Source organism: Acinetobacter sp. YH16053 (assembly GCF_013417035.1).
Lineage (GTDB): Bacteria > Pseudomonadota > Gammaproteobacteria > Pseudomonadales > Moraxellaceae > Acinetobacter > Acinetobacter towneri.
Map to the genome: position 1 here is coordinate 1 of NZ_VPEP01000005.1, position 18699 is coordinate 18699.

At 40.5% G+C, this 18699-nt stretch carries 18 protein-coding genes and 1 pseudogene; 7 read left to right on the forward strand and 12 right to left on the reverse strand.

What is annotated here, in order from left to right:
* Positions 1-125: 125 nt before the first annotated feature.
* Positions 126-455 (reverse strand): annotated as a pseudogene (locus FTV43_RS05900) (aldolase/citrate lyase family protein); the annotation flags it as partial.
* A 241-nt stretch (positions 456-696) separates the two neighbouring features.
* Between FTV43_RS05900 and nfsB the strand changes: the two are divergent.
* Both nfsB and FTV43_RS05910 read left to right on the forward strand, forming a co-directional pair.
* Entirely contained in the window at positions 697-1350 is a 654-nt protein-coding gene (gene nfsB, locus FTV43_RS05905; RefSeq protein WP_179995103.1) for an oxygen-insensitive NAD(P)H nitroreductase, read from the forward strand.
* A gap of 116 nt (positions 1351-1466) precedes the next feature.
* A complete protein-coding gene (locus tag FTV43_RS05910) occupies positions 1467-1694 on the forward strand; it encodes a hypothetical protein (protein WP_179995104.1) in 228 nt (75 codons plus the stop codon).
* Here the strand turns inward: FTV43_RS05910 and FTV43_RS05915 are convergent.
* From FTV43_RS05915 to FTV43_RS05930, 4 genes are all read right to left on the reverse strand, one after another.
* A complete protein-coding gene (locus tag FTV43_RS05915) occupies positions 1657-2517 on the reverse strand; it encodes a DMT family transporter (protein ID WP_179995105.1) in 861 nt (286 codons plus the stop codon). The genes FTV43_RS05910 and FTV43_RS05915 overlap by 38 nt on opposite strands.
* Positions 2518-2635: 118 nt before the next feature.
* Positions 2636-3673, reverse strand: a complete 1038-nt coding sequence (gene fba, locus FTV43_RS05920; RefSeq protein WP_004973298.1) for a class II fructose-bisphosphate aldolase — start codon at positions 3671-3673, stop codon at positions 2636-2638.
* 138 nt (positions 3674-3811) lie between these two features.
* Positions 3812-4084, reverse strand: a complete 273-nt coding sequence (locus FTV43_RS05925; protein ID WP_026438127.1) for a hypothetical protein — start codon at positions 4082-4084, stop codon at positions 3812-3814.
* Positions 4085-4237: 153 nt separating this feature from the next.
* Positions 4238-5425 carry a phosphoglycerate kinase gene (locus FTV43_RS05930; RefSeq protein WP_179995106.1) on the reverse strand — a complete coding sequence of 396 codons (1188 nt, stop codon included), beginning with the start codon at positions 5423-5425 and terminating at the stop codon, positions 4238-4240.
* 139 nt (positions 5426-5564) lie between these two features.
* Here FTV43_RS05930 and FTV43_RS05935 point away from each other — a divergent pair, with 139 nt between their 5' ends.
* The 3 genes from FTV43_RS05935 (at position 5565) to FTV43_RS05945 (ending at position 7836) form a co-directional block, all read left to right on the forward strand.
* Positions 5565-5948 (forward strand): DUF2237 family protein, encoded by a 384-nt coding sequence (locus FTV43_RS05935; RefSeq protein WP_004973294.1) that lies wholly within the window; start codon positions 5565-5567, stop codon positions 5946-5948.
* Positions 5949-5955: 7 nt separating this feature from the next.
* Entirely contained in the window at positions 5956-6549 is a 594-nt protein-coding gene (locus FTV43_RS05940; protein ID WP_026438423.1) for a nucleoside triphosphate pyrophosphatase, read from the forward strand.
* Positions 6550-6669: 120 nt separating this feature from the next.
* The gene (locus tag FTV43_RS05945) at positions 6670-7836 is read left to right on the forward strand and encodes a cupin domain-containing protein (RefSeq protein ID WP_179995107.1); all 1167 of its coding nucleotides are present in this window, start codon (positions 6670-6672) and stop codon (positions 7834-7836) included.
* Between the two features lie 33 nt (positions 7837-7869).
* On the opposite strand, the gene FTV43_RS05950 is transcribed toward FTV43_RS05945, so the two are convergent.
* From FTV43_RS05950 to FTV43_RS05975, 6 genes are all read right to left on the reverse strand, one after another.
* Entirely contained in the window at positions 7870-9780 is a 1911-nt protein-coding gene (locus tag FTV43_RS05950) for an ATP-binding protein (protein ID WP_178318678.1), read from the reverse strand.
* Positions 9777-10481, reverse strand: coding sequence for a response regulator transcription factor (locus FTV43_RS05955; protein ID WP_004973283.1), 705 nt, complete (start codon positions 10479-10481; stop codon positions 9777-9779). The genes FTV43_RS05950 and FTV43_RS05955 overlap by 4 nt, the downstream gene beginning before the upstream one ends.
* Before the next feature lie 276 nt (positions 10482-10757).
* A complete protein-coding gene (locus FTV43_RS05960; protein WP_096900878.1) occupies positions 10758-11801 on the reverse strand; it encodes an alpha/beta hydrolase in 1044 nt (347 codons plus the stop codon).
* A complete protein-coding gene (locus FTV43_RS05965; protein ID WP_179995108.1) occupies positions 11801-12928 on the reverse strand; it encodes a YdcF family protein in 1128 nt (375 codons plus the stop codon). The genes FTV43_RS05960 and FTV43_RS05965 overlap by 1 nt, the downstream gene beginning before the upstream one ends.
* A 6-nt stretch (positions 12929-12934) precedes the next feature.
* The gene (murB, locus tag FTV43_RS05970) at positions 12935-13975 is read right to left on the reverse strand and encodes a UDP-N-acetylmuramate dehydrogenase (RefSeq protein ID WP_179995109.1); all 1041 of its coding nucleotides are present in this window, start codon (positions 13973-13975) and stop codon (positions 12935-12937) included.
* 3 nt (positions 13976-13978) lie between these two features.
* A complete protein-coding gene (locus tag FTV43_RS05975; protein ID WP_004973278.1) occupies positions 13979-14488 on the reverse strand; it encodes a low molecular weight protein-tyrosine-phosphatase in 510 nt (169 codons plus the stop codon).
* A gap of 119 nt (positions 14489-14607) precedes the next feature.
* Here FTV43_RS05975 and FTV43_RS05980 point away from each other — a divergent pair, with 119 nt between their 5' ends.
* Both FTV43_RS05980 and FTV43_RS05985 read left to right on the forward strand, forming a co-directional pair.
* Positions 14608-15768 carry an iron-containing alcohol dehydrogenase gene (locus FTV43_RS05980; RefSeq protein ID WP_004973276.1) on the forward strand — a complete coding sequence of 387 codons (1161 nt, stop codon included), beginning with the start codon at positions 14608-14610 and terminating at the stop codon, positions 15766-15768.
* A 101-nt stretch (positions 15769-15869) separates the two neighbouring features.
* Positions 15870-16319, forward strand: a complete 450-nt coding sequence (locus FTV43_RS05985) for a thioesterase family protein (RefSeq protein ID WP_004973275.1) — start codon at positions 15870-15872, stop codon at positions 16317-16319.
* 60 nt (positions 16320-16379) lie between these two features.
* Here FTV43_RS05985 and dnaX read toward each other — a convergent pair whose 3' ends face one another.
* Positions 16380-18635 (reverse strand): DNA polymerase III subunit gamma/tau, encoded by a 2256-nt coding sequence (dnaX, locus tag FTV43_RS05990; protein ID WP_179995110.1) that lies wholly within the window; start codon positions 18633-18635, stop codon positions 16380-16382.
* Positions 18636-18699 lie beyond the last annotated feature (64 nt).

Consider the following 18699-nt stretch of genomic DNA (forward strand, 5'->3'; position numbering starts at 1 on the left):
GACTGGCAGTACTTTTATAATCATGAACGACCTCATATGTCAGTAAATGGTTGTCCACCTATTTTTAAACAATAACAAGGCTTTAGATTTTCTACCCATTAATTCAATTAAAAATGGGGGTATTACCGTACCGCTTTGACCATCAACTCAGCGTGTTCAACGCTTTCAACCATAGGAATCAGCAAAGTTTGTACGCCAATATCCAACAGTTGTTTAATGAGTTGCACACTGCCAATCGGCGGGCGCACCACCGCTTGAGAGGGATAAGCCGCAATACTTTGTAATTGTGACAAAGTGGTTCTTAAATCACTCGGTGCATGTTCCCCATCAATTAAAAGCCAGTCATAGCCTGCATTGGCGGCAATTTCAGTGCCATACGCATCTGCTAAACCTACCCATAAGCCAATTTGCTGCTGAGTTTTTAATTTACGCTTAAAATAATTGATATATTCCATCCATACACCTTTGGGATGCACCATGCTCAAGTTTATATTTAACGCCTATTTGCTATAAACAACCAATAGTGAAAACGTCTTGCATGATTGAATTTAACACTAAGTTTAAAGATGTTTATGTCGTGCTCATCTCATCTTAACCGCATAAATAGCACATGGATTCATTCCGTTAGCATAGCGAGGCATGTTAAGCTTTTGGCGCACACCTGCCCCAAATATAGTCTTTAAATGGAGATGATTCATGGATTTGCTCAACGTTGCACAAACTCGTTATACGACCAAAGCCTATGATGCGAGTCGCACTATTCCTGCAGAACAATTTGAGCGTTTATTAGAAATTCTGCGTTTAGCACCATCTTCCATTAATATTCAACCGTGGCATTTTTTTATTGCAGATCACCCTGAAGCCAAACAACGTATTGCTAAAGCTTTAGTAGGAAAGTACGCCTATAACGCACCTAAAGTTTTAGATGCTTCGCATACCATTTTATTTTGCACCAAAACTGACATCAGCGAATTACATTTAGAAAACCTACTGAATCAGGACGCTGCCAGTGGACGCTTTAAAGATGAAGCCGCCAAGCAAGGTCAAAAAGACAGTCGCACAGGTTATGTCGACTACTACCGCAATGAAAAAGGCGATATTCAGCGCTGGGCTGAAAATCAAACTTTTATTGCGCTTGGGCAAATGCTGTTGGCTGCAGGCATTGAAGGAATTGATGCAACGCCAATGGGTGGTTTTGATGAAGCAATTTTAACCCAAGAACTGCAACTCACTGAGCAAGGTCTAATTCCTTCAGTTTTATTGTGTTTAGGCTATCGTAGCGAACAAGATTTTAATGCCAAACTGCCAAAATCACGCCTTGATAAACGCGATATTTTCACGCAACTGTAAAACAAACAAGCGATAACACTAGGGACAAAATTTGTCCCTATTTTTTTGGTCTAAATTTTGCTTTATCTATATTTGCAATCTTTACTCATTCTCTAGCAAAAATAAAAATGAGGTGTATGATGCTCAATTTACTTACTATGCCACTCAAACTAGAATGCCGACGTTGTAAAAAGCTGTATTTATATCAAGCTAAACCAGCTTATCCGAACATGCGCTGCCCGATTTGCGATAGAACCACAATGCTGCATGGTCTTGCAGAAACTGCAGATGTATTGCGACATCCTTTGCGCTTTGTATTGAGTTATCTTAAACCGTCATGGCATAAGCGAGACAAAGCACACTAAGCAATGCCAAGCCAAGCCCAATAGTGGTCGTGCTTATCAGTTTTTCTTTAAAGAACAATACACCGCTGATCACACCAAATAGCACCACTAAAATATTCATCCCTGCAAATACCACTGCAGGACTGTCTTTAAGCAGCATGTGAGCTTTAACATAAAAGGCAATATTAGCAAAATTCAGTGCACCCAAAATTAAACCTGCACTGATATTTTGCATACTGCCCATGCTTTTATCGCGGATTAAGATATAAACCATCGCTAAAACAAAAGCACATACAAACATCAAATTCAGCGCAACCGCAAATTGCAGTCCTAAACCTGTGCTGTATTTAAGTAAAACATCTATCAGTGCATAACCTAGCCAAACACAGCTCAAATATAAGATGCCTTGTTGCGCTTTAGCAGACTGGCCTGCAGAACGATGCGAATACAAAATAAATAAGACCGCGACAATGCCAAGTGAGATTCCCACAATTTTTAGTTGGCTAAAATTTTCCTGAAAAATAAAATAAGCAGCAGCCAAAGACAAAACCACTGACAAACGCTGTGCAATTTCAGTTTTTAAAATACCTGCGCTGTCTAACGATTTTGCTAATGCTAAAAAGACACTGGGCAACAACACACCTAAACTAAGAATAAGCCACCACGGCGTGTGTTGCAGTGAGATCGTGCCCAAATTGGGTTTAAACCAATAAAAACACAATACACTGGCACTGACATAGTTCCAGGTGATCATCTGCATAGGGTTAAAACCCTGCATCTTGCAGACTTTTAATAAAATAGAGACCAGTACACTACAAAAGGCTGCGGCTACAATCAGTTCCATGATACGCTCGAAGATTGCTTTTCAATCATTATTTTTGTTCTTGATTGGGAGTTGTGGATTCATCAGTAAAAAGCCCACAAGGACTGTGGGCTTTCTAGTTCTTAATCAAAATTAAGAATTATTTGTAACGTTCAACCATTTTCTCTAAAGAAATTGGACGAATTTTGTCTGCATTCCCAGCAGTACCAAATGCTTCATAACGATCGATACAAATTTGTTTCATTGCATCTACAGTTTTTGCGAAGAATTTACGTGGGTCAAATTCGCTTGGCTGTTCTGCCATCATACGGCGCATTGCACCAGTAGAAGCTAAACGTAAATCTGTGTCGATGTTGATTTTACGCACACCATGCTTGATTGCTTCAACCAATTGCTCAACAGGTACACCATAAGTTTCTTTGATGTCGCCGCCGTATTGGTTAATCACTGCCAACCATTCTTGTGGTACTGAGCTAGAGCCGTGCATTACAAGGTGTGTATTTGGCAATGCAGCATGAATTTCTTTAATGCGGTCAATTGCCAGAATATCGCCTGTAGGTGGACGAGTAAATTTGTATGCACCATGCGAAGTACCCACAGCAATCGCCAAAGCATCAACATTAGTATCTGCTACGAAACTGCGTGCTTCTTCGACTGAAGTTAACAGTTGAGAGTGGTCAAGTACGCCTTCTGCGCCCACACCATCCTCTTCACCCGCCATACCTGTTTCAAGACTACCTAAACAGCCAATCTCACCTTCAACCGATACACCGCACGCATGCGCCATTTGCACAGTACGACGAGTGACTTCGACGTTGTATTCATACGAAGTTGGTGTTTTACCATCTTCACCCAAAGAACCATCCATCATTACTGATGAAAAGCCAAGTTGGATAGAACGCTGACATACGTCAGGGCTTGTACCATGGTCTTGGTGCATAACCACTGGAATATGTGGCCACTCTTCAATTGCAGCCAAAATCAGGTGGCGCAAGAATGGCGCACCTGCATATTTACGCGCACCTGCCGAAGCTTGAACAATTACAGGTGAATTGGTTGCATCTGCGGCTAACATAATTGCGCGCATTTGTTCTAAGTTGTTGACGTTAAACGCTGGAACGCCGTAAGCATGTTCACCGGCATGATCCAAGAGCTGGCGCAATGAAATAAGAGCCATAATATCCTCCCAAATAATGTTGCCTATTCTACCCTGTGATTTGTTTCAATTCAGCAACAAATCGCCTTTTTCAAAAAAAAGTCCCTGCAAAAGCAGGGACTTTTAAACAAATTACTACAATCTGTCGTTTTTCAGCACTCATTGCGCTTCAGAAGCAGCAACTTCTGTGTCAGCAGTTGCAACATCAGCAGGTGCATTTGCAACGTCTTCAGGAATATCAGTGTTGCCTTCATCCAAGATTGGTTGGTCAATTGCATCGATTGCAGCTTGTTGTTCTGGTGAAACTTGAGCGTTATCTACAACTGCAGAAGATGCATCAGTTTCAGTCGCAGGTGCGCTTTCTTTTTTGGCACAAGCAGTCAAGGCTAAAGATGCAGCAATTAAAGCAGCAAGTGTTAGTTTTTGAATCATCGTCATTTCCTACAGTTAGGTCATTCGTTATGATTTAGTTTATTGCACATTTATGACATTTTTATGACTAGATTGTGACGCAAATGAGAAAAGGCTGACCGAAGCCAACCTTTTTCATATTTTTGAATTTCTAAATAAAAGATTTTTTAGCAATTAAGCACGTTCTAATAGCACTGCGACTGCAGGTAAGGTTTTACCTTCGACAAATTCAAGGAATGCACCACCACCTGTAGAGATATAACCGATTTTGTTTGCAACGTCATATTTGTCAATTGCAGCTAAAGTGTCACCACCACCTGCAATAGAGAAACCTGCAGATTCTGCAATTGCCAATGAAAGTGCTTTGGTGCCTTCACCAAATTGATCAACTTCAAATACACCCACTGGGCCATTCCAAAGAATTGTTTTTGAAGTTTTTAGAATTTCTGCAAATGCTTTTGCAGTTTCTGGACCTACATCTAAAATCATGTCGTTATCTGCAACATCTTCAACTTTTTTCACAGTTGCTTTCGCTGCTGCCAATGAACCCAAGAAATCTTCAAAGTTAATTTCAGCGGCATCTGCAACCACAACATCGGTTGGTAATGGTACAGAAACTTTTGCAGCAATTGCTTTGGCAGTGTCAATCAAATCATTTTCACATAATGATTTGCCTACGTTATAGCCTGCTGCGGCAAGGAAAGTATTGGCGATACCACCGCCTACAATGAGTTGATCACAAATATCAGACAATGAAGTCAATACATCTAACTTGGTCGATACTTTAGAACCTGCAACAATTGCTACCATTGGTTTTTCAGGTGTTTTTAAAGCACGACCCAAGGCATCTAATTCCGCAGCCAATAATGGGCCTGCTGTTGCAACTGGTGCCAAACGCGCAACGCCTTCGGTAGATGCTTCTGCACGGTGCGCGGTACCAAACGCATCCATCACAAATACATCACACAATGCTGCATATTTAGCGGCAAGTTCTGGGTTGTTTTTCTTTTCGCCATGGTTAAAACGGCAGTTTTCCAATAAAACCACTTGACCAGGAGCAACGTCTACACCATCTAAATAGTCAGTGATCAGTTGAACATCTTGACCTAATGCTTGGGTTAAATACGCAGCTACAGGTGCTAAAGATTGTTCAGCTTTTGGCTCACCTTCAACAGGACGACCTAAGTGAGAATACACCATCACTGCTGCACCTTTGGCAACAGCAGCTTGAATCGTTGGCAATGCCGCACGTAAACGTGCATCGCTGGTGATCACACCATTTTTAACAGGTACGTTTAAATCTTCACGAATAAGGACACGCTTACCTGCTAAATCGAGGTCAGTCATACGCTGAAAGTTCATGTATAGCTCACTTTATTGATATCAAAACGCCACGATTTTAAATGATTATGCAGAAAAAGGTTAGCAACTTTTGTAGAATTGCTGTTTAAAGCAAAAGTTTTGATTATGATAGAGAAAAGCCACCATCTTTCTCGCACTTATGTCTATTCATCCTGATCCAAATATCAATCGTTTAAATGTTTTGGGCGAATCTCTCGCCAGTTGTTGCTTTGATCCTATTACTGGATATTTTCGTAACGGTTTTTGTCATACCGCCCCAACCGATTTAGGTCAGCACACAGTTTGTGCACAAATGACCTCTGATTTTTTAAATTTCTCGCAAAAAATTGGCAATGATTTAATCACGCCAGTACCAGAAGTTGGTTTTAACGGCTTACAACCGGGTGATTTCTGGTGTATTTGCGTCACCCGTTGGGTTGAAGCCTATCAGGCAGGTCAAGCACCACCAATTAAAATTCAAGCCTGTCATCAGTCAGTATTGTCTTATGTGCCTTTAGATATTTTGATGGATTATGCGGTGTGATGATCTGATGCAACATCCTGAAATTATTTTAGCGTCTGGCAGTCAAACTCGTCAGCAATTGATGAATCGTCTGCATTTGGCGTATAAGTCAATTTCACCTGATATTGATGAATCTGCACAGGGTGAATTGCATGCAGATAATTTGGCGCGACGCTTGGCTTTTGAAAAAGCACACTGTATTGCGCAGCAATATCCTGATGCAATTGTGATTGGTTCAGATCAAGTGGCATGGCGTGAACAGCAGCCAGATATTTTTATAGGTAAACCGCTCACTTCAGAAAAAGCTATACAACAATTACAAGCCAATTCAGGTCAAACGGTTTATTTCAGCACTGCGCTGAGTGTGCAGCAGCAATCTACAGGCTTTGAACAAACGGTTGTAGAACACTACACAGTTAAATTCCGCAGCTTAACTGACAATGAAATTGCACGATATGTTGCAAAGGAACAACCGCTACACTGTGCAGGTAGTTTTATGTGCGAAGGTTTAGGTATTAGTCTGTTTGAAGCCATGCAAGGCAATGACCAAACTACCTTGATGGGTCTGCCGATGATTCAGTTATGCCGCATGTTAAGAATGCTGAATATTCAGGTTCCTTAAGTTTAAAACTGTGTAATTTAACAGCCGTGAATATTTATAAAGACTATAAATCACCTTGCCCTTTGCAGCGACAAATCAGACAATATTGAGATTATTGATAAAACTTGCTTAGGCTATTTTATGTCGCAACCTTTAGATGTTTTGGGCGGAATTACCGCAGAACAATTCCTAAGTGAATATTGGCAAAAAAAACCACTTTTGGTACGCAATGCACTCCCAGAAATTGCCAACCTACTTGAACCTAGTGATGTAATGGAACTGGCACTTGAAGAAGATGTGACTGCCCGTTTAATCAAACAAAAAGATCGCGATCCAAATCAATGGACTGTGAAATCATCACCGCTCATTAAGGCTGATTTTCAAAAAATGCCAAAGTTGTGGACGCTATTGGTACAAGCCGTTGATCATTACTCTTTTGATCTCGCTGAACTTTGGAAAAAATTTCCTTTTATTCCGCAATGGCGACGTGATGACATAATGGTGTCTTATGCCCCTAAAGGCGGCTCTGTAGGTCAGCATTTTGATTTCTACGATGTGTTTTTGCTACAAGGCTATGGACATCGTCGTTGGCAACTTGGGCAAATGTGTGATGCTGAAACTGAATTTGTCGCAGGACAACCGTTAAAATTATTGCCTGAAATGCAGGTCAATTTTGATGAAGTTCTTGCACCTGGCGATTTACTCTATGTGCCACCGGGTTTGGCACATTATGGCGTGGCGGAAGATGATTGTCTGACGTTCTCGTTCGGTTTCCGCATGCCGAATATTAGTGAAATGATGGATCGAGTGAGCGATAAATTCTCTGCCGATGAAATGTTACGCACGCCACTACAAGACCTTGTTCGTAAAAAAAGTACCCAAATTGGCGAAATGACTGCGACAGAATTGGATTATCTGAAAGCAGAATTGTGGGCGCGTTTACAAAACTCATCGATGTTGGATGATGCGATTTTAAGCTTAATGTCTGAACCGAAATATCCTGAAAATATTCCTGAAGTAGATGAAATAGGTGTAGGAGATTTAGAAGATGCGCTAGATCAGGGTTATCAAATCATGTTGGAACCCGCCTCTCGCCTACTTTATGCAAATCAGCTAGATGAAGTTTTATTTTGGGCGAATGGTGAAGCGATTTGTGTCGCAGAAGCATCTATCCCTACGCTGCAAAAAATTGCCAATGGTGAACGCGTGCTGCTCGATGAAAACCTTTACGACGCAAATATTTTGGAAGATTTGGTACAACTGCTCAATGAATCCATTTTAATGTTGTTACCTGCTGAAGACGCTTAAAATATTCGTTTCAGCCCCCTCAAGATGATCAATTCATCTTGGGGAATTTAGATAAGCGGGATCTAAAGTTAAAACTGCCTGAATTAACGTATAGCCAGGTGTCGAATTTAATTTTAATTGCCCTCCAACCCGTTCTAAACGCATTTTCATACTGCGCATCCCAATACTCATGCCATGTTCAAGCACGCTATTGGCTTCAAAACCTACACCATCATCCTGAATTTTAAGTACCAATTGCTTAGGCGGTACAAATTGCATACTGACGGATACATGCTTGGCTTGGCTGTGTTTAATCACATTGGTTAAACTTTCTTCTAATACCCGCATCAAAGTTAAGCACTGTAACGAATTCGGCTCAATCACCCATTCATTTGGAAAATCCCACTTGGAATGAATATCCATTTCATCCATCAATTGACTAAAACGATGACGTACTGGCGCAACCCAAATTTTAGGATTTTCAGGCACTTTAGAACCAATGGAAGAACCACTATCAATAATTTGACGTAAATCATCACGCAGTAATTTCAGCATAGATAAGAACTGCTGATTACTCATGTTCTGTTCGCTTTGGTCGACCATAATCATGGAACGTACCAAAGATGCACCCAAACCATCATGCAAATCATGCGATAGATGAATCCGCTCTTGCAAACGCACATTTTCCAATTCTAAATAATGCTTTTCTGACATACTGCGTTTTAAATCATCACTGACTTCAAAAACTTTAAGCTCTAAATCTTGATTAAATTTCTCAATTTTTTGAATATTTCTTTTTAGGCGCATGCCTAAAATAATCGCAATAAATAAAGTAATTACTGGCGAGGTATACGGTGATAATGGCTGATATAAACTTGCCGTTGCCGCATTACTTAAACGAAATACATCTACACCCGCAAAAAAGCCAATCAAGGTTAAACAAAATAGCAGCAGATATACTTCTGTTTTTGGGGATTTATACGCTAAATACGCCAAATAAAAATAAACCACGACTAGTAAGCTGGCATAACTTAAAAAGACAATCCCAAATACCAGTTTGACATAATCTAAGGGTGTTAAAAACACACAAACGATTACCGCTAAACTCAGAATAAAAATACTTTCTTCCAATATTGGCAAGCGTTGATTGACAAACCTAATTAAATACAGACTAAAAGCTAAAACATAGAGGATAAAAAAGCTTAAATTGGCTTGAGATGCCACCAATACACTTGGGTATGGAAAGGTTTCTGTGGTTAAAAAATGAGAAATAAATAATAACCAGAACATGCAACTCAACGCGAACCAACCAAAACTCTGATCACGGCGTAAAAACAGCCAAATAACCAAACATAAAATGCCTAAAGTGGCAGATAAAATCGCATTAATTTCAAATAAAGTACGTTTATTCCATATACTTTGCTGGTGCTGTTCAATATTGTTATGCACATTATTAAAACTTATTTTTCCTATACCCGCATTTTGAAATGCATATCCATTTACATAGACCAATATTTGATTTTTACCTTGTTTTAAGCCTGAAATAGGTAAAATCCAGTAACGTGGCATATTCCAGTTTTTTGACAAAGGCTCTTCTAAATGTTGACTTGCCCAAAGTAAATCTTGATTCAGATAAACTGCCCCTGCACTATTTAAAAAATTCAGTGCAAAAACGATGGGTTGATTTAAACGATGATCACGCTCACAAAACCACTCCCACTCTATTTTGTACCACGCCCCACCATTATAATTTTTCCAGCGATCATCCCAAACGTCGGGCAGTTGAACATTTTCCCAACCCGTTTCAGGTTTTTTATTATGTGATGCTGTTTTGGCAGAGCTGATTGAAAGTACATGCACATTGCAGTACTGATTAATTGGGTACACCACTTGCTGCGCATAGCTTTGCCACGCACAGAACAATAACAACACGCCCAAACCACACTGCCAAAGCCTTTGAATCATAAAAGACCTAAAGTTCTAGCGGTACTGACAGCCTTAGTGCGTTTAGTGACCGACAACTTCCGATAGATATGTTTAATATGACTTTCAACGGTATAACGCGACACAAATAATTGCTCAGCAATTTCACGGTTACTTAAGCCCTGCGCCACCAGATTTAAAATTTCTAATTCACGATTGGTGAGCTGTTCATAATGTGAGTTGAATGCTTGAGCATCGGCGCGATCTGATAAATCTTCGGTCAGCACGGGTACTTTTTGATGTGAAATTTGCGATAAAATTTCACGGGCGATAAATGGGTCTATCGGTGCACCACCTCTTAAAATGCTGCGTATTGCGATAATAATTTCAGCATCATCACGTTCTTTAAGCACATAGCCTGTTGCACCTGCTTGAATTGCAGAAAATAAGCTGTCTTGGGTGCTCCATGCAGAAATCACCAAAATTAATGCGCTTGGATCTCTAAAATGTAATTGTTCGATTAGTTCTTTACCATTGCCATCGGGCAAGCCTAAATCGACTAAAGCTAAAGCAATCGGATGATCTTCTATACACGTCATTGCAGCTTTAAGATGACTCACGAAAAATAGCATGTCATCTTGATAGCCAATATCATGCAAAATTTTTCTAAGACGTGACTGAATAATAGGCTCATCTTCAACAATTAAAACCGGTACGGGTAATATCGCTTCCATTTCTGCCATCATTCATCCCCTTGATTATGTTTGTAAATATATCAATCGTTTTGATGTAAACACTATCCCTAGAATTAAGGAGTTTTTCAAATTTAGCTTATTTTATAAACATGAGCATAGCACTGAAACATGAAACTCGAGCATGAAATAAAAAATAAATGTGAAGTACTATTTTATTTTAGAAATCGCTTCACATTTTAATGAGCAGCGCAGCATAAATATGCTTTGATGCCGAGAACAGCATCAAAGCAAATGTAGAGCCGTATTTAAAAGATGGTTGATAAATTAATAATAAGTCTTAGAGCTATGTGCATGTAAAAATGCAGGAATCAGCCCTGTTAAAGCCGCACGAATATCCGCACGTTCATTGATTAATTGATGCGAGCCTTCTTCTAACATGAGTAAGGTTTGCAGGCGGAATTTACGCCGAATAAACTCAATGTTGTAGCGCCAATCTACGGTTTGATCTTGCGCCCCTTGTGCCAACCAAACAGGAATACGGCAAGCTGGACGTTCTTCCATCTCCAACATCCATTTAGACATGGCTAAAATCCAATCCATGCCCATCATTCTAGGTTGCAGCGGGTCTTTTAAACGCACAAAGCGTAAAAATTCAGGATTATGATTATTGCGTCGGAAATGTCGCGGCACTTCACGCTTAATCCGACGGATAATGCCCAAACCAACAGAGTTATGCCACCATGCCGATTTTGCAGGACGAATCAAAGGCGATAACAACAACACACGCTCTACAAATGGATTTTCACGGCGCTGAGCAAATTCCAACAAGTGATGCATCCAAATTGCACCACCTGTACTTTGCCCAATGCCCAACCACGGTTTTGGCAATTGATCGGCATTTTTTACATATTGATAAACCGCATGTAATACTTGCTGATAATGATCAAAATTTTTGATGTTGGCAGGATAACCATCACTCAATCCATGTCCGGGCAAATCATAAGTCAAAACACTAAAGCCCTGCTCTAATAATTCTTTGACGATAGGTTGATAAATCCCGCTATGTTCCAAATAGCCATGCAATAGAAATACCGTGCCCTGCACCTGATCAAATTTGGTTTTGCTTAAATCGGGTTGAAAAATTTGCACATGCAATTTAAACAACGGCATTTGCACATAGCCTTGCCAATGTTCACAGTCCAACAAATGAAAACCATAAAGCTGTCGATAGGCTTGTAACTCAACACTCGGTTCAAAACCACGATTCAAATTTAAAGGTTGTAGAATTTGTGGTGTGGTTTCCCGACTCGGCACTGGCAAATCTAATTGCTTCAACACGCTTGGGTTTAAAAATGGAATATCAGGCATTATGGCACCTCGCGACATGCGCTAGAACCAATCAAGACATCCCGAATGGTGGCAAGCATTTCATAATTGGCACGGCGGCTATGATCATAGTTTTGTTCACTTGGACGCCATGCAGTCAGTTGAGTCGGCATTGGAGCTTCGACAGGAATCGTTTCAATTCCATTTAAAGCAAATAAACGGCGGGTGCGTGGCATGTGATAACGATCAGTAATCAAAATCACTGTCGGTGCTCCCCCTTTTTTTTGTAATAATAAAGAACTAAAACGTGAATTTTCACAAGTATTCATGCTGCGATCTTCTAATAGTTTTGCATCGACATCATATTTTTTTAACCATCGCTGCATATAAGGTGCTTCTACACCACTCAGTACAATCGGCAATTGATATTGTTTCACAACAGCCAAAGTCGTTTCTAAACGTAAACGTGTGTAGTCATTGACCACAATATCTTTGCCATTTTCATCTAGAGTTAAACCGCCACCCAATACCACAATTGCATAAGGTTTCGAGTTTTCAGGTATTTTTGGAATATTTTGTTGATGAATCAAGGCAATATCTTTAAAGATTTCTTCATCTACAGGCTCACTTTCGGTTTCGGCAATTTTATGAGTGCTTAAAAATGCCAAGTATTGTTCCATCAGTGCCTGATTTTCATGACTATCCAAATTGAGTAAGGCTTTTACATTTTCGGATGGGTCTTCTACAATTGCTTCCGAAGCTGCATTAGACACCAACAATGGGACTTGCGGCAACTCTTGTTCTGAGGCTAATTTTTTTTGCGTTTGTTCTTCTAAAATAAGCGCTTGTAAGGCTTTATAACGTGCCTGAATTAAAGTTAAATTTTGCGAATTTTTAGATTGGATTTCTTGCTCCATGAGCTTCAGATAAGCTTGTCGGGCAATCCATAAATCTGAACCGGGCTCCAAACTGTCTTGATCACTAAAAGCCGCCATTTGCTGACTTTTTGCTGCCACTTGATTCACTTCTACAGGCACCAAAGTGTTCAGCGTTTTGACCACCAAAGTAGAATAAAAAGGTGAATAAATAAAAATCATGAATGCTGCAAACAATACAAAGAGCACGGCAGCAATTTGTACCAATCTGAGCATCCAACGATTCTGTTTCATCTTCACTTAACCTACCGGTTGATGTGCACGAATCAAACCTGTTTCATCAAATAACACAGGTTCAGGTTCGAGTGAAATACCAAAACGACTCAAAACATCTTGCTGCACAGCACGATAGGTGTGTTGCACATCTGCCAAAGTGGCATCGGCATAATTGACTAAAACCAACGCTTGTTTATGAAACATACCCACCACACCCAGTTGTTTTCCCTTCCAGCCAGCTTGATCAATCAACCAGCCTGCTGCAATTTTAACTTGCGCATTCGGCTGTGGGTAATGGGGTAAATTTGGAAATTGTGCTGCAATTTGGTCAAATTGCTGAGTCGAAATCACAGGATTTTTAAAGAAACTACCTACATTTGGATATTCTGCAGGATTAGGCAGCTTACTTTGGCGAATTTGAATGACTTGTTGCTGCAGATTTTCAGCAGTTTGCTCATCGCCTACAGCAGCTTTTAAGTCGCCATAATTTAATTTTAACGCAGCCTGTTTTAACAGTTTAAAAGTCACATGGATAATGATGTAACGGTTGGGATGATCTTTAAAAATACTGTGTCGATAGGCAAACTGACAATCTGCAGCAACAATTGAGCTGAATTGTTGGCATTCACGATCATAGACCTGCACAGATTCAATAAACTCACCGACTTCAACGCCATAAGCACCAATATTTTGCACAGGTGAAGCGCCGACCAAACCTGGAATTAAAGCCAGATTTTGCAGACCATATAACTTTTGTTCCGTACTCCACAACACAAACTCATGCCAGACTTGTCCTGCCCCAACTTTTAGGGTGACACTTGCATCATCTTCAGCGCATTTTTCGATGCCCTGAATATCCATGTGCATGACCAAGGCATGAATATGTTCAGACAATAACATATTGCTACCACCCGATAAAATCAGCACATTTAATTGTTCTTTCTGGGCAAATGCCAAAGCATCCTGTACATCTTGAATATTTTCAATTTTGACATAATGCGACGCAGTTGCATCTAAATTGAGCGTATTGAAAGGTTTGAGTTGCATGTTGTAGTGAATGTGCATGACTTAAACCTTCAATTCAAATTGTTGTTGTAAAACTTTCACCCATGCGCGACTACTCGACTCGCATTGATCGAGCACCCGCTCAAAACCATCGGCTTCGCCATAATATGGATCGGGTAATTCTTGCTGCGTATAATGCGGATCGTGTTCGCTCATTAAGGCTATTTCAGCGCGCAAACTGCCCAGTTCAGCTTCAGCACGGCGCATTAAAGATTGAATATTGCTTAAGTTTTCAAAATCCATCGCCAAAATCAAATCAAACTCGACAAAGTCTTGTATACGTAACTGACGCGCGCGCAATGTAGATAAGTCATAACCACGTTTGAACGCATGTTTTTGGCTGCGTAAATCTGGGGCTTTGCCTGGATGATAATTACTGGTTCCAGCAGAATCCACCAACACATTGAGTTGTTGTTCATCACAAAAATGTCGAAGTACAATTTCTGCCGTTGGAGAGCGGCAAATATTTCCCAAACAAACACATAACACCTTATATGGCGTTTTGGATGACATAAACAACCTCAAAGCTACTTTATTTTTAAGAGTCTTATGTTAAGTTATTTATGATATGAATCCTATATCGTGACCCTACAATAATGTTGAATTAAGTATAAAAATTAGGAATAAAGACGATGCAGCATTTTCAATTTCAAACAGTTGGCAACATTATTTCTGGATTGGGTTCAATTTCTGAACTAAAAACGGTTTTAACCGAAAAAAATTATAAGCGTTTGTTATTGGTCACCGATGCTGGCATTTTACAACAACAATTACATCAACCTATTTTAGAAATTTTAAAGCAACTGCAACTGGACTATGCCATTTACTCGAATGTGCAAGCCGACCCCGCAGAACAGATTGTGTTAGAAGCAGTTGATTTTGCCAAACAGCAAAATATTGATGTTGTATTAGGTTTTGGTGGGGGTAGTGCGATGGATGTCGCCAAAATTATTGCCGTGCTGAGTCATCCTGCACAAACTCAACAACTGTCAGACTTGTACGGTGTCGGCAATGCGAAAGCACCACGTTTACCGCTCATTCTAGTTTCCACTACAGCAGGCACAGGTTCAGAAGTCACACCTATTTCCATTGTCACCACAGGTGCAACCAGTAAAACAGGCATTGTTTCTCCTATTTTATATGCCGATGTTGCCATTTTAGATGCCAATTTTACCCGTCATCTACCTGCACAGATTACCGCAGCCACAGGTATAGATGCGATGGTACATGCCATTGAAGCCTATACTTCTAAAATCAAAAAAAATGCGTATTCAGATTTTCTGGCAAAACATGCGCTGCGTTTACTTGATCAAAACTTAAAATTAGTGCTTGAAGATGGCAGCAATATGCAAGCACGGCAAAACATGCTGTTTGGTTCAATGCTGGCAGGACAAGCCTTTGCCAATGCTCCTGTGGCTGCGGTACATGCGCTTGCCTATCCTTTAGGCGGACATTTCCATATTTCACATGGGCATAGCAATGCATTGGTACTAACCGAAGTTTTAAAATTTAATGCGCCTGCAGCCAAACAGTATTATGCAGAACTGATGTGTTGGTTAGACCCACGCAGTAAAGGCTGCACAGATGGATTATGTGATTTGTTTATTGATCATTTACAAAATCATTTAGATCAAAGTGGCTTGGTGTTAAAACTCAATGCCCTAGGCATAGCAGAAAACATGCTGCCACAACTGGCAGAAGATGCGATGCTGCAAAGCCGTTTATTGCAAAACAACCCGAGAGCAATGCAAATGCAGGATGCGTTACAGATTTACCAAGCCATTTATGCCTAACATTTACGCTTAACGTTCTGTATTTAACTTTCTACATTTATTTGGGATGATTTCCACCCATTAAAGCATGACACCACGTCGATAAAAATATAGGTAAACTTGTGAAACCTGACACCAAAACCCGTGAGCAATACGCTTTTTTCTTTCCCATCCAAACTCGCTGGGCAGACAACGATATGTATGGACATGTCAATAATGTCACTTATTACAGCTATTTTGACAGCGCAGCCAATGCCCTACTGATGCAAAAAGCAGGCTTTGAACCCAAACGATCACCCTGTATTGGTTTAGTGGTCAATTCCACCTGTCATTTTTTGCAGGAATTGTCCTATCCTGAAATGATTGAAGTAGGTGTTGCTATTCAAAAAATTGGAAACTCATCCTTAATTTATGATTTGGCAATTTTTAAAAACAATCAAAATCTTGCCGCTGCACAAGGACAAGTGGTGCATGTATTTGTAGATCGAATTACACGCCAAAACTGCCCGATTCCTGACTCCATCCGCGAAGCATTACAGCCATATAAAAGCACAGATTCAGCTTGCGCTTAGCAAAAAATAAGGCTGGTTTGACCCAGCCTTAAAATTCTGCAAACAAAAGCTAACAACAGGTTATTTCAACTGAATGTTATGTAATTCGCCATCAAAGTTTTGCAAAATATCTTTCACAATCGGTTCTTGATGCAATAAATTTTCAGCCCGTTGATAAGCGCGTTGTTTGCGCTGTTGCTGCAAAATGTACGGTGTCGTGTCATCCACATTTTCATATTGCACTTTAAACAGAGTTTTACTCCACTGTTCTTTTAAAGCACTTTCTAAAGCATGTTGCAGTTGAGTCAATAACTGCTGATATTGCTCAGGAATATGAAAAACCGATTCAGCATTAATCTGCCCCGTCATTACGCCATGCTGCGCCAATTCTTGCACTGCAGGTGACAACTCGCTGTGTCTAAACCAATATTCCCACTTGTCTAAAGTCCACTCACCTTCTAAAACTTGCGGCTGTAAACGCAGAATATCCTGCGGCATTAATTGATCATCGGCATTAGATGCTATGGTTTGCTGCGCTTGTGCTGTCGCACTGGCAACATTCGGTTCGACTTCAGTCGCTGCTAAATCAAATAAAGCGGTTTCTGCATTACTTACATTTTGTGTAATTGACGGTGAAGCATTATTCGATTGTAGTGTAGATGAAACTAGCGATGTTTCGGCTGATGCAGCAAGATCACCTAACGGTGCAACGGCATCAAAACTTTCCAGTAAAAAATCATCATGACTTTGCACATCAGATGTAGTGCTTACCGATGAGGCATCTTCATCTAAACCAAACAATTGTGCATCTGCATTTGGATCAAACACGATAGATTCAGATTGCTTATCCTCAGCCTGTATTGCAGTTTCTTCATTCACTGCAGGTTCTGACATAGATTCTGGTGAAATCGCAGCTGTTGAGTGTAGCGCTTGCGGAGTCGGTTGTTGCGCTTGAATCGACTGTTGATCTTGATGTGTTAAAGCTTCAGGCTCATCCTCATCTAAAAAATCATCTGAAGAAGGTTCTGCAACACTGGTTTGTGTCGTGGTGTGATCTGAATAATCGTCATCCTCATAGTCAAATCCATCAAGATCAGGTGTTGCAACCGCATCTAATTCAGTTACATGCTGTTCCGCTTGTGCTGTATTTTGAGTTGCCACAGCTTGTGGAGTTTGCTCCATTTGAGCAACTGGCTGGGAAGCCGCTGTTTGTGCAGTATTTTGTGGCGCAGCAACCAACACTTCATTGGCTTGCAAAGGTCGAAATGCCAGTAAACGCAGTACACACATTTCAAAGCCTTGTTCTTGGGTTACGGCAATTTGTAAATCGGCGCGTCCTTTACAAGCAATTTGATAATACAACTGTAAATCTTGTGCAGAGATCAGACCCGCAAGCTGCTGAATTTTTTGATTAATTTCAGCACTGTATTTTAGGTTTAAATCTGGCAGATATTGCATGATTGCCAATTCATGCAGTGTCGAAATTAACTGATCCAACACCAAAGACACATCTAAAGCTTGCTGTCTAAATTGTAATAACAACTGACTCACACGCTGCTGTTGGTTTTGATGAATCGCTAAAATCAAATCATAGATAATGGTGCGATCAATCAAGCCCAGCATGTCTTTGACATCTTGATGATGAATTTCACCCTGACCATAAGCAATGGCTTGGTCTGTCAAAGACATCGCATCACGCAAAGAACCTTGCGCAGATTCAGCAATCTGCCAAATTGCATCTTGCTCTGCAACAATCTGTTCTTTGGCTAAAATATCCGTTAAATGACTGGTAATTTCATCGACCTGCAATGGACGCAAAGTAAATTGCAAACAGCGCGAAATCACAGTAATAGGGAGTTTTTGTGGGTCTGTGGTCGCAAACAGAAACTTCACATGCTCAGGCGGTTCTTCCAAAGTTTTTAGCAAAGCATTGAACGAATGCGTAGACAGCATGTGCACTTCGTCAATCAGATAAACCTTAAAACGTCCCTGAGTCGGTGCATAAGGTACGTTATCGAGCAACTCACGTGTGTCTTCAACCTTAGTACGTGACGCCGCATCAATTTCGATTAAATCAATAAAACGACCTTCATTGACCGCAGTACAGGTCGGACACACTTCACATGGGGTAGATGTCACGCCTGTTTCACAGTTCAGGCATTTGGCCAAAATACGCGCAATGGTAGTTTTACCTACACCACGTGTTCCCGTAAAAAGATAAGCATGGTGCAAACGCCCACGTTCCAAAGCACTGGTCAATGCCCGTGATACATGGTTTTGTCCCACCAATTCATTAAAATTACGAGGACGATATTTACGCGCTAGTACCTGATACATGAATGCTCCTTTTTACAGGTCTAAGCATACTGTTTTTTTGGCAAAGAGTGAACGTACAATCACG

Bases quoted from the DNA above. Each gene is read 5' to 3' on its own strand.
- nfsB (WP_179995103.1), top strand. From the start codon at position 697: ATGGATTTGCTCAACGTTGCACAAACTCGTTATACGACCAAAGCCTAT.
- FTV43_RS05910 (WP_179995104.1), top strand. From the start codon at position 1,467: ATGATGCTCAATTTACTTACTATGCCACTCAAACTAGAATGCCGACGT.
- FTV43_RS05915 (WP_179995105.1), bottom strand. From the start codon at position 2,517: ATGGAACTGATTGTAGCCGCAGCCTTTTGTAGTGTACTGGTCTCTATT.
- fba (WP_004973298.1), bottom strand. From the start codon at position 3,673: ATGGCTCTTATTTCATTGCGCCAGCTCTTGGATCATGCCGGTGAACAT.
- FTV43_RS05925 (WP_026438127.1), bottom strand. From the start codon at position 4,084: ATGATTCAAAAACTAACACTTGCTGCTTTAATTGCTGCATCTTTAGCC.
- FTV43_RS05930 (WP_179995106.1), bottom strand. From the start codon at position 5,425: ATGAACTTTCAGCGTATGACTGACCTCGATTTAGCAGGTAAGCGTGTC.
- FTV43_RS05935 (WP_004973294.1), top strand. From the start codon at position 5,565: ATGTCTATTCATCCTGATCCAAATATCAATCGTTTAAATGTTTTGGGC.
- FTV43_RS05940 (WP_026438423.1), top strand. From the start codon at position 5,956: ATGCAACATCCTGAAATTATTTTAGCGTCTGGCAGTCAAACTCGTCAG.
- FTV43_RS05945 (WP_179995107.1), top strand. From the start codon at position 6,670: ATGTCGCAACCTTTAGATGTTTTGGGCGGAATTACCGCAGAACAATTC.
- FTV43_RS05950 (WP_178318678.1), bottom strand. From the start codon at position 9,780: ATGATTCAAAGGCTTTGGCAGTGTGGTTTGGGCGTGTTGTTATTGTTC.
- FTV43_RS05955 (WP_004973283.1), bottom strand. From the start codon at position 10,481: ATGGCAGAAATGGAAGCGATATTACCCGTACCGGTTTTAATTGTTGAA.
- FTV43_RS05960 (WP_096900878.1), bottom strand. From the start codon at position 11,801: ATGCCTGATATTCCATTTTTAAACCCAAGCGTGTTGAAGCAATTAGAT.
- FTV43_RS05965 (WP_179995108.1), bottom strand. From the start codon at position 12,928: ATGAAACAGAATCGTTGGATGCTCAGATTGGTACAAATTGCTGCCGTG.
- murB (WP_179995109.1), bottom strand. From the start codon at position 13,975: ATGCACATTCACTACAACATGCAACTCAAACCTTTCAATACGCTCAAT.
- FTV43_RS05975 (WP_004973278.1), bottom strand. From the start codon at position 14,488: ATGTCATCCAAAACGCCATATAAGGTGTTATGTGTTTGTTTGGGAAAT.
- FTV43_RS05980 (WP_004973276.1), top strand. From the start codon at position 14,608: ATGCAGCATTTTCAATTTCAAACAGTTGGCAACATTATTTCTGGATTG.
- dnaX (WP_179995110.1), bottom strand. From the start codon at position 18,635: ATGTATCAGGTACTAGCGCGTAAATATCGTCCTCGTAATTTTAATGAA.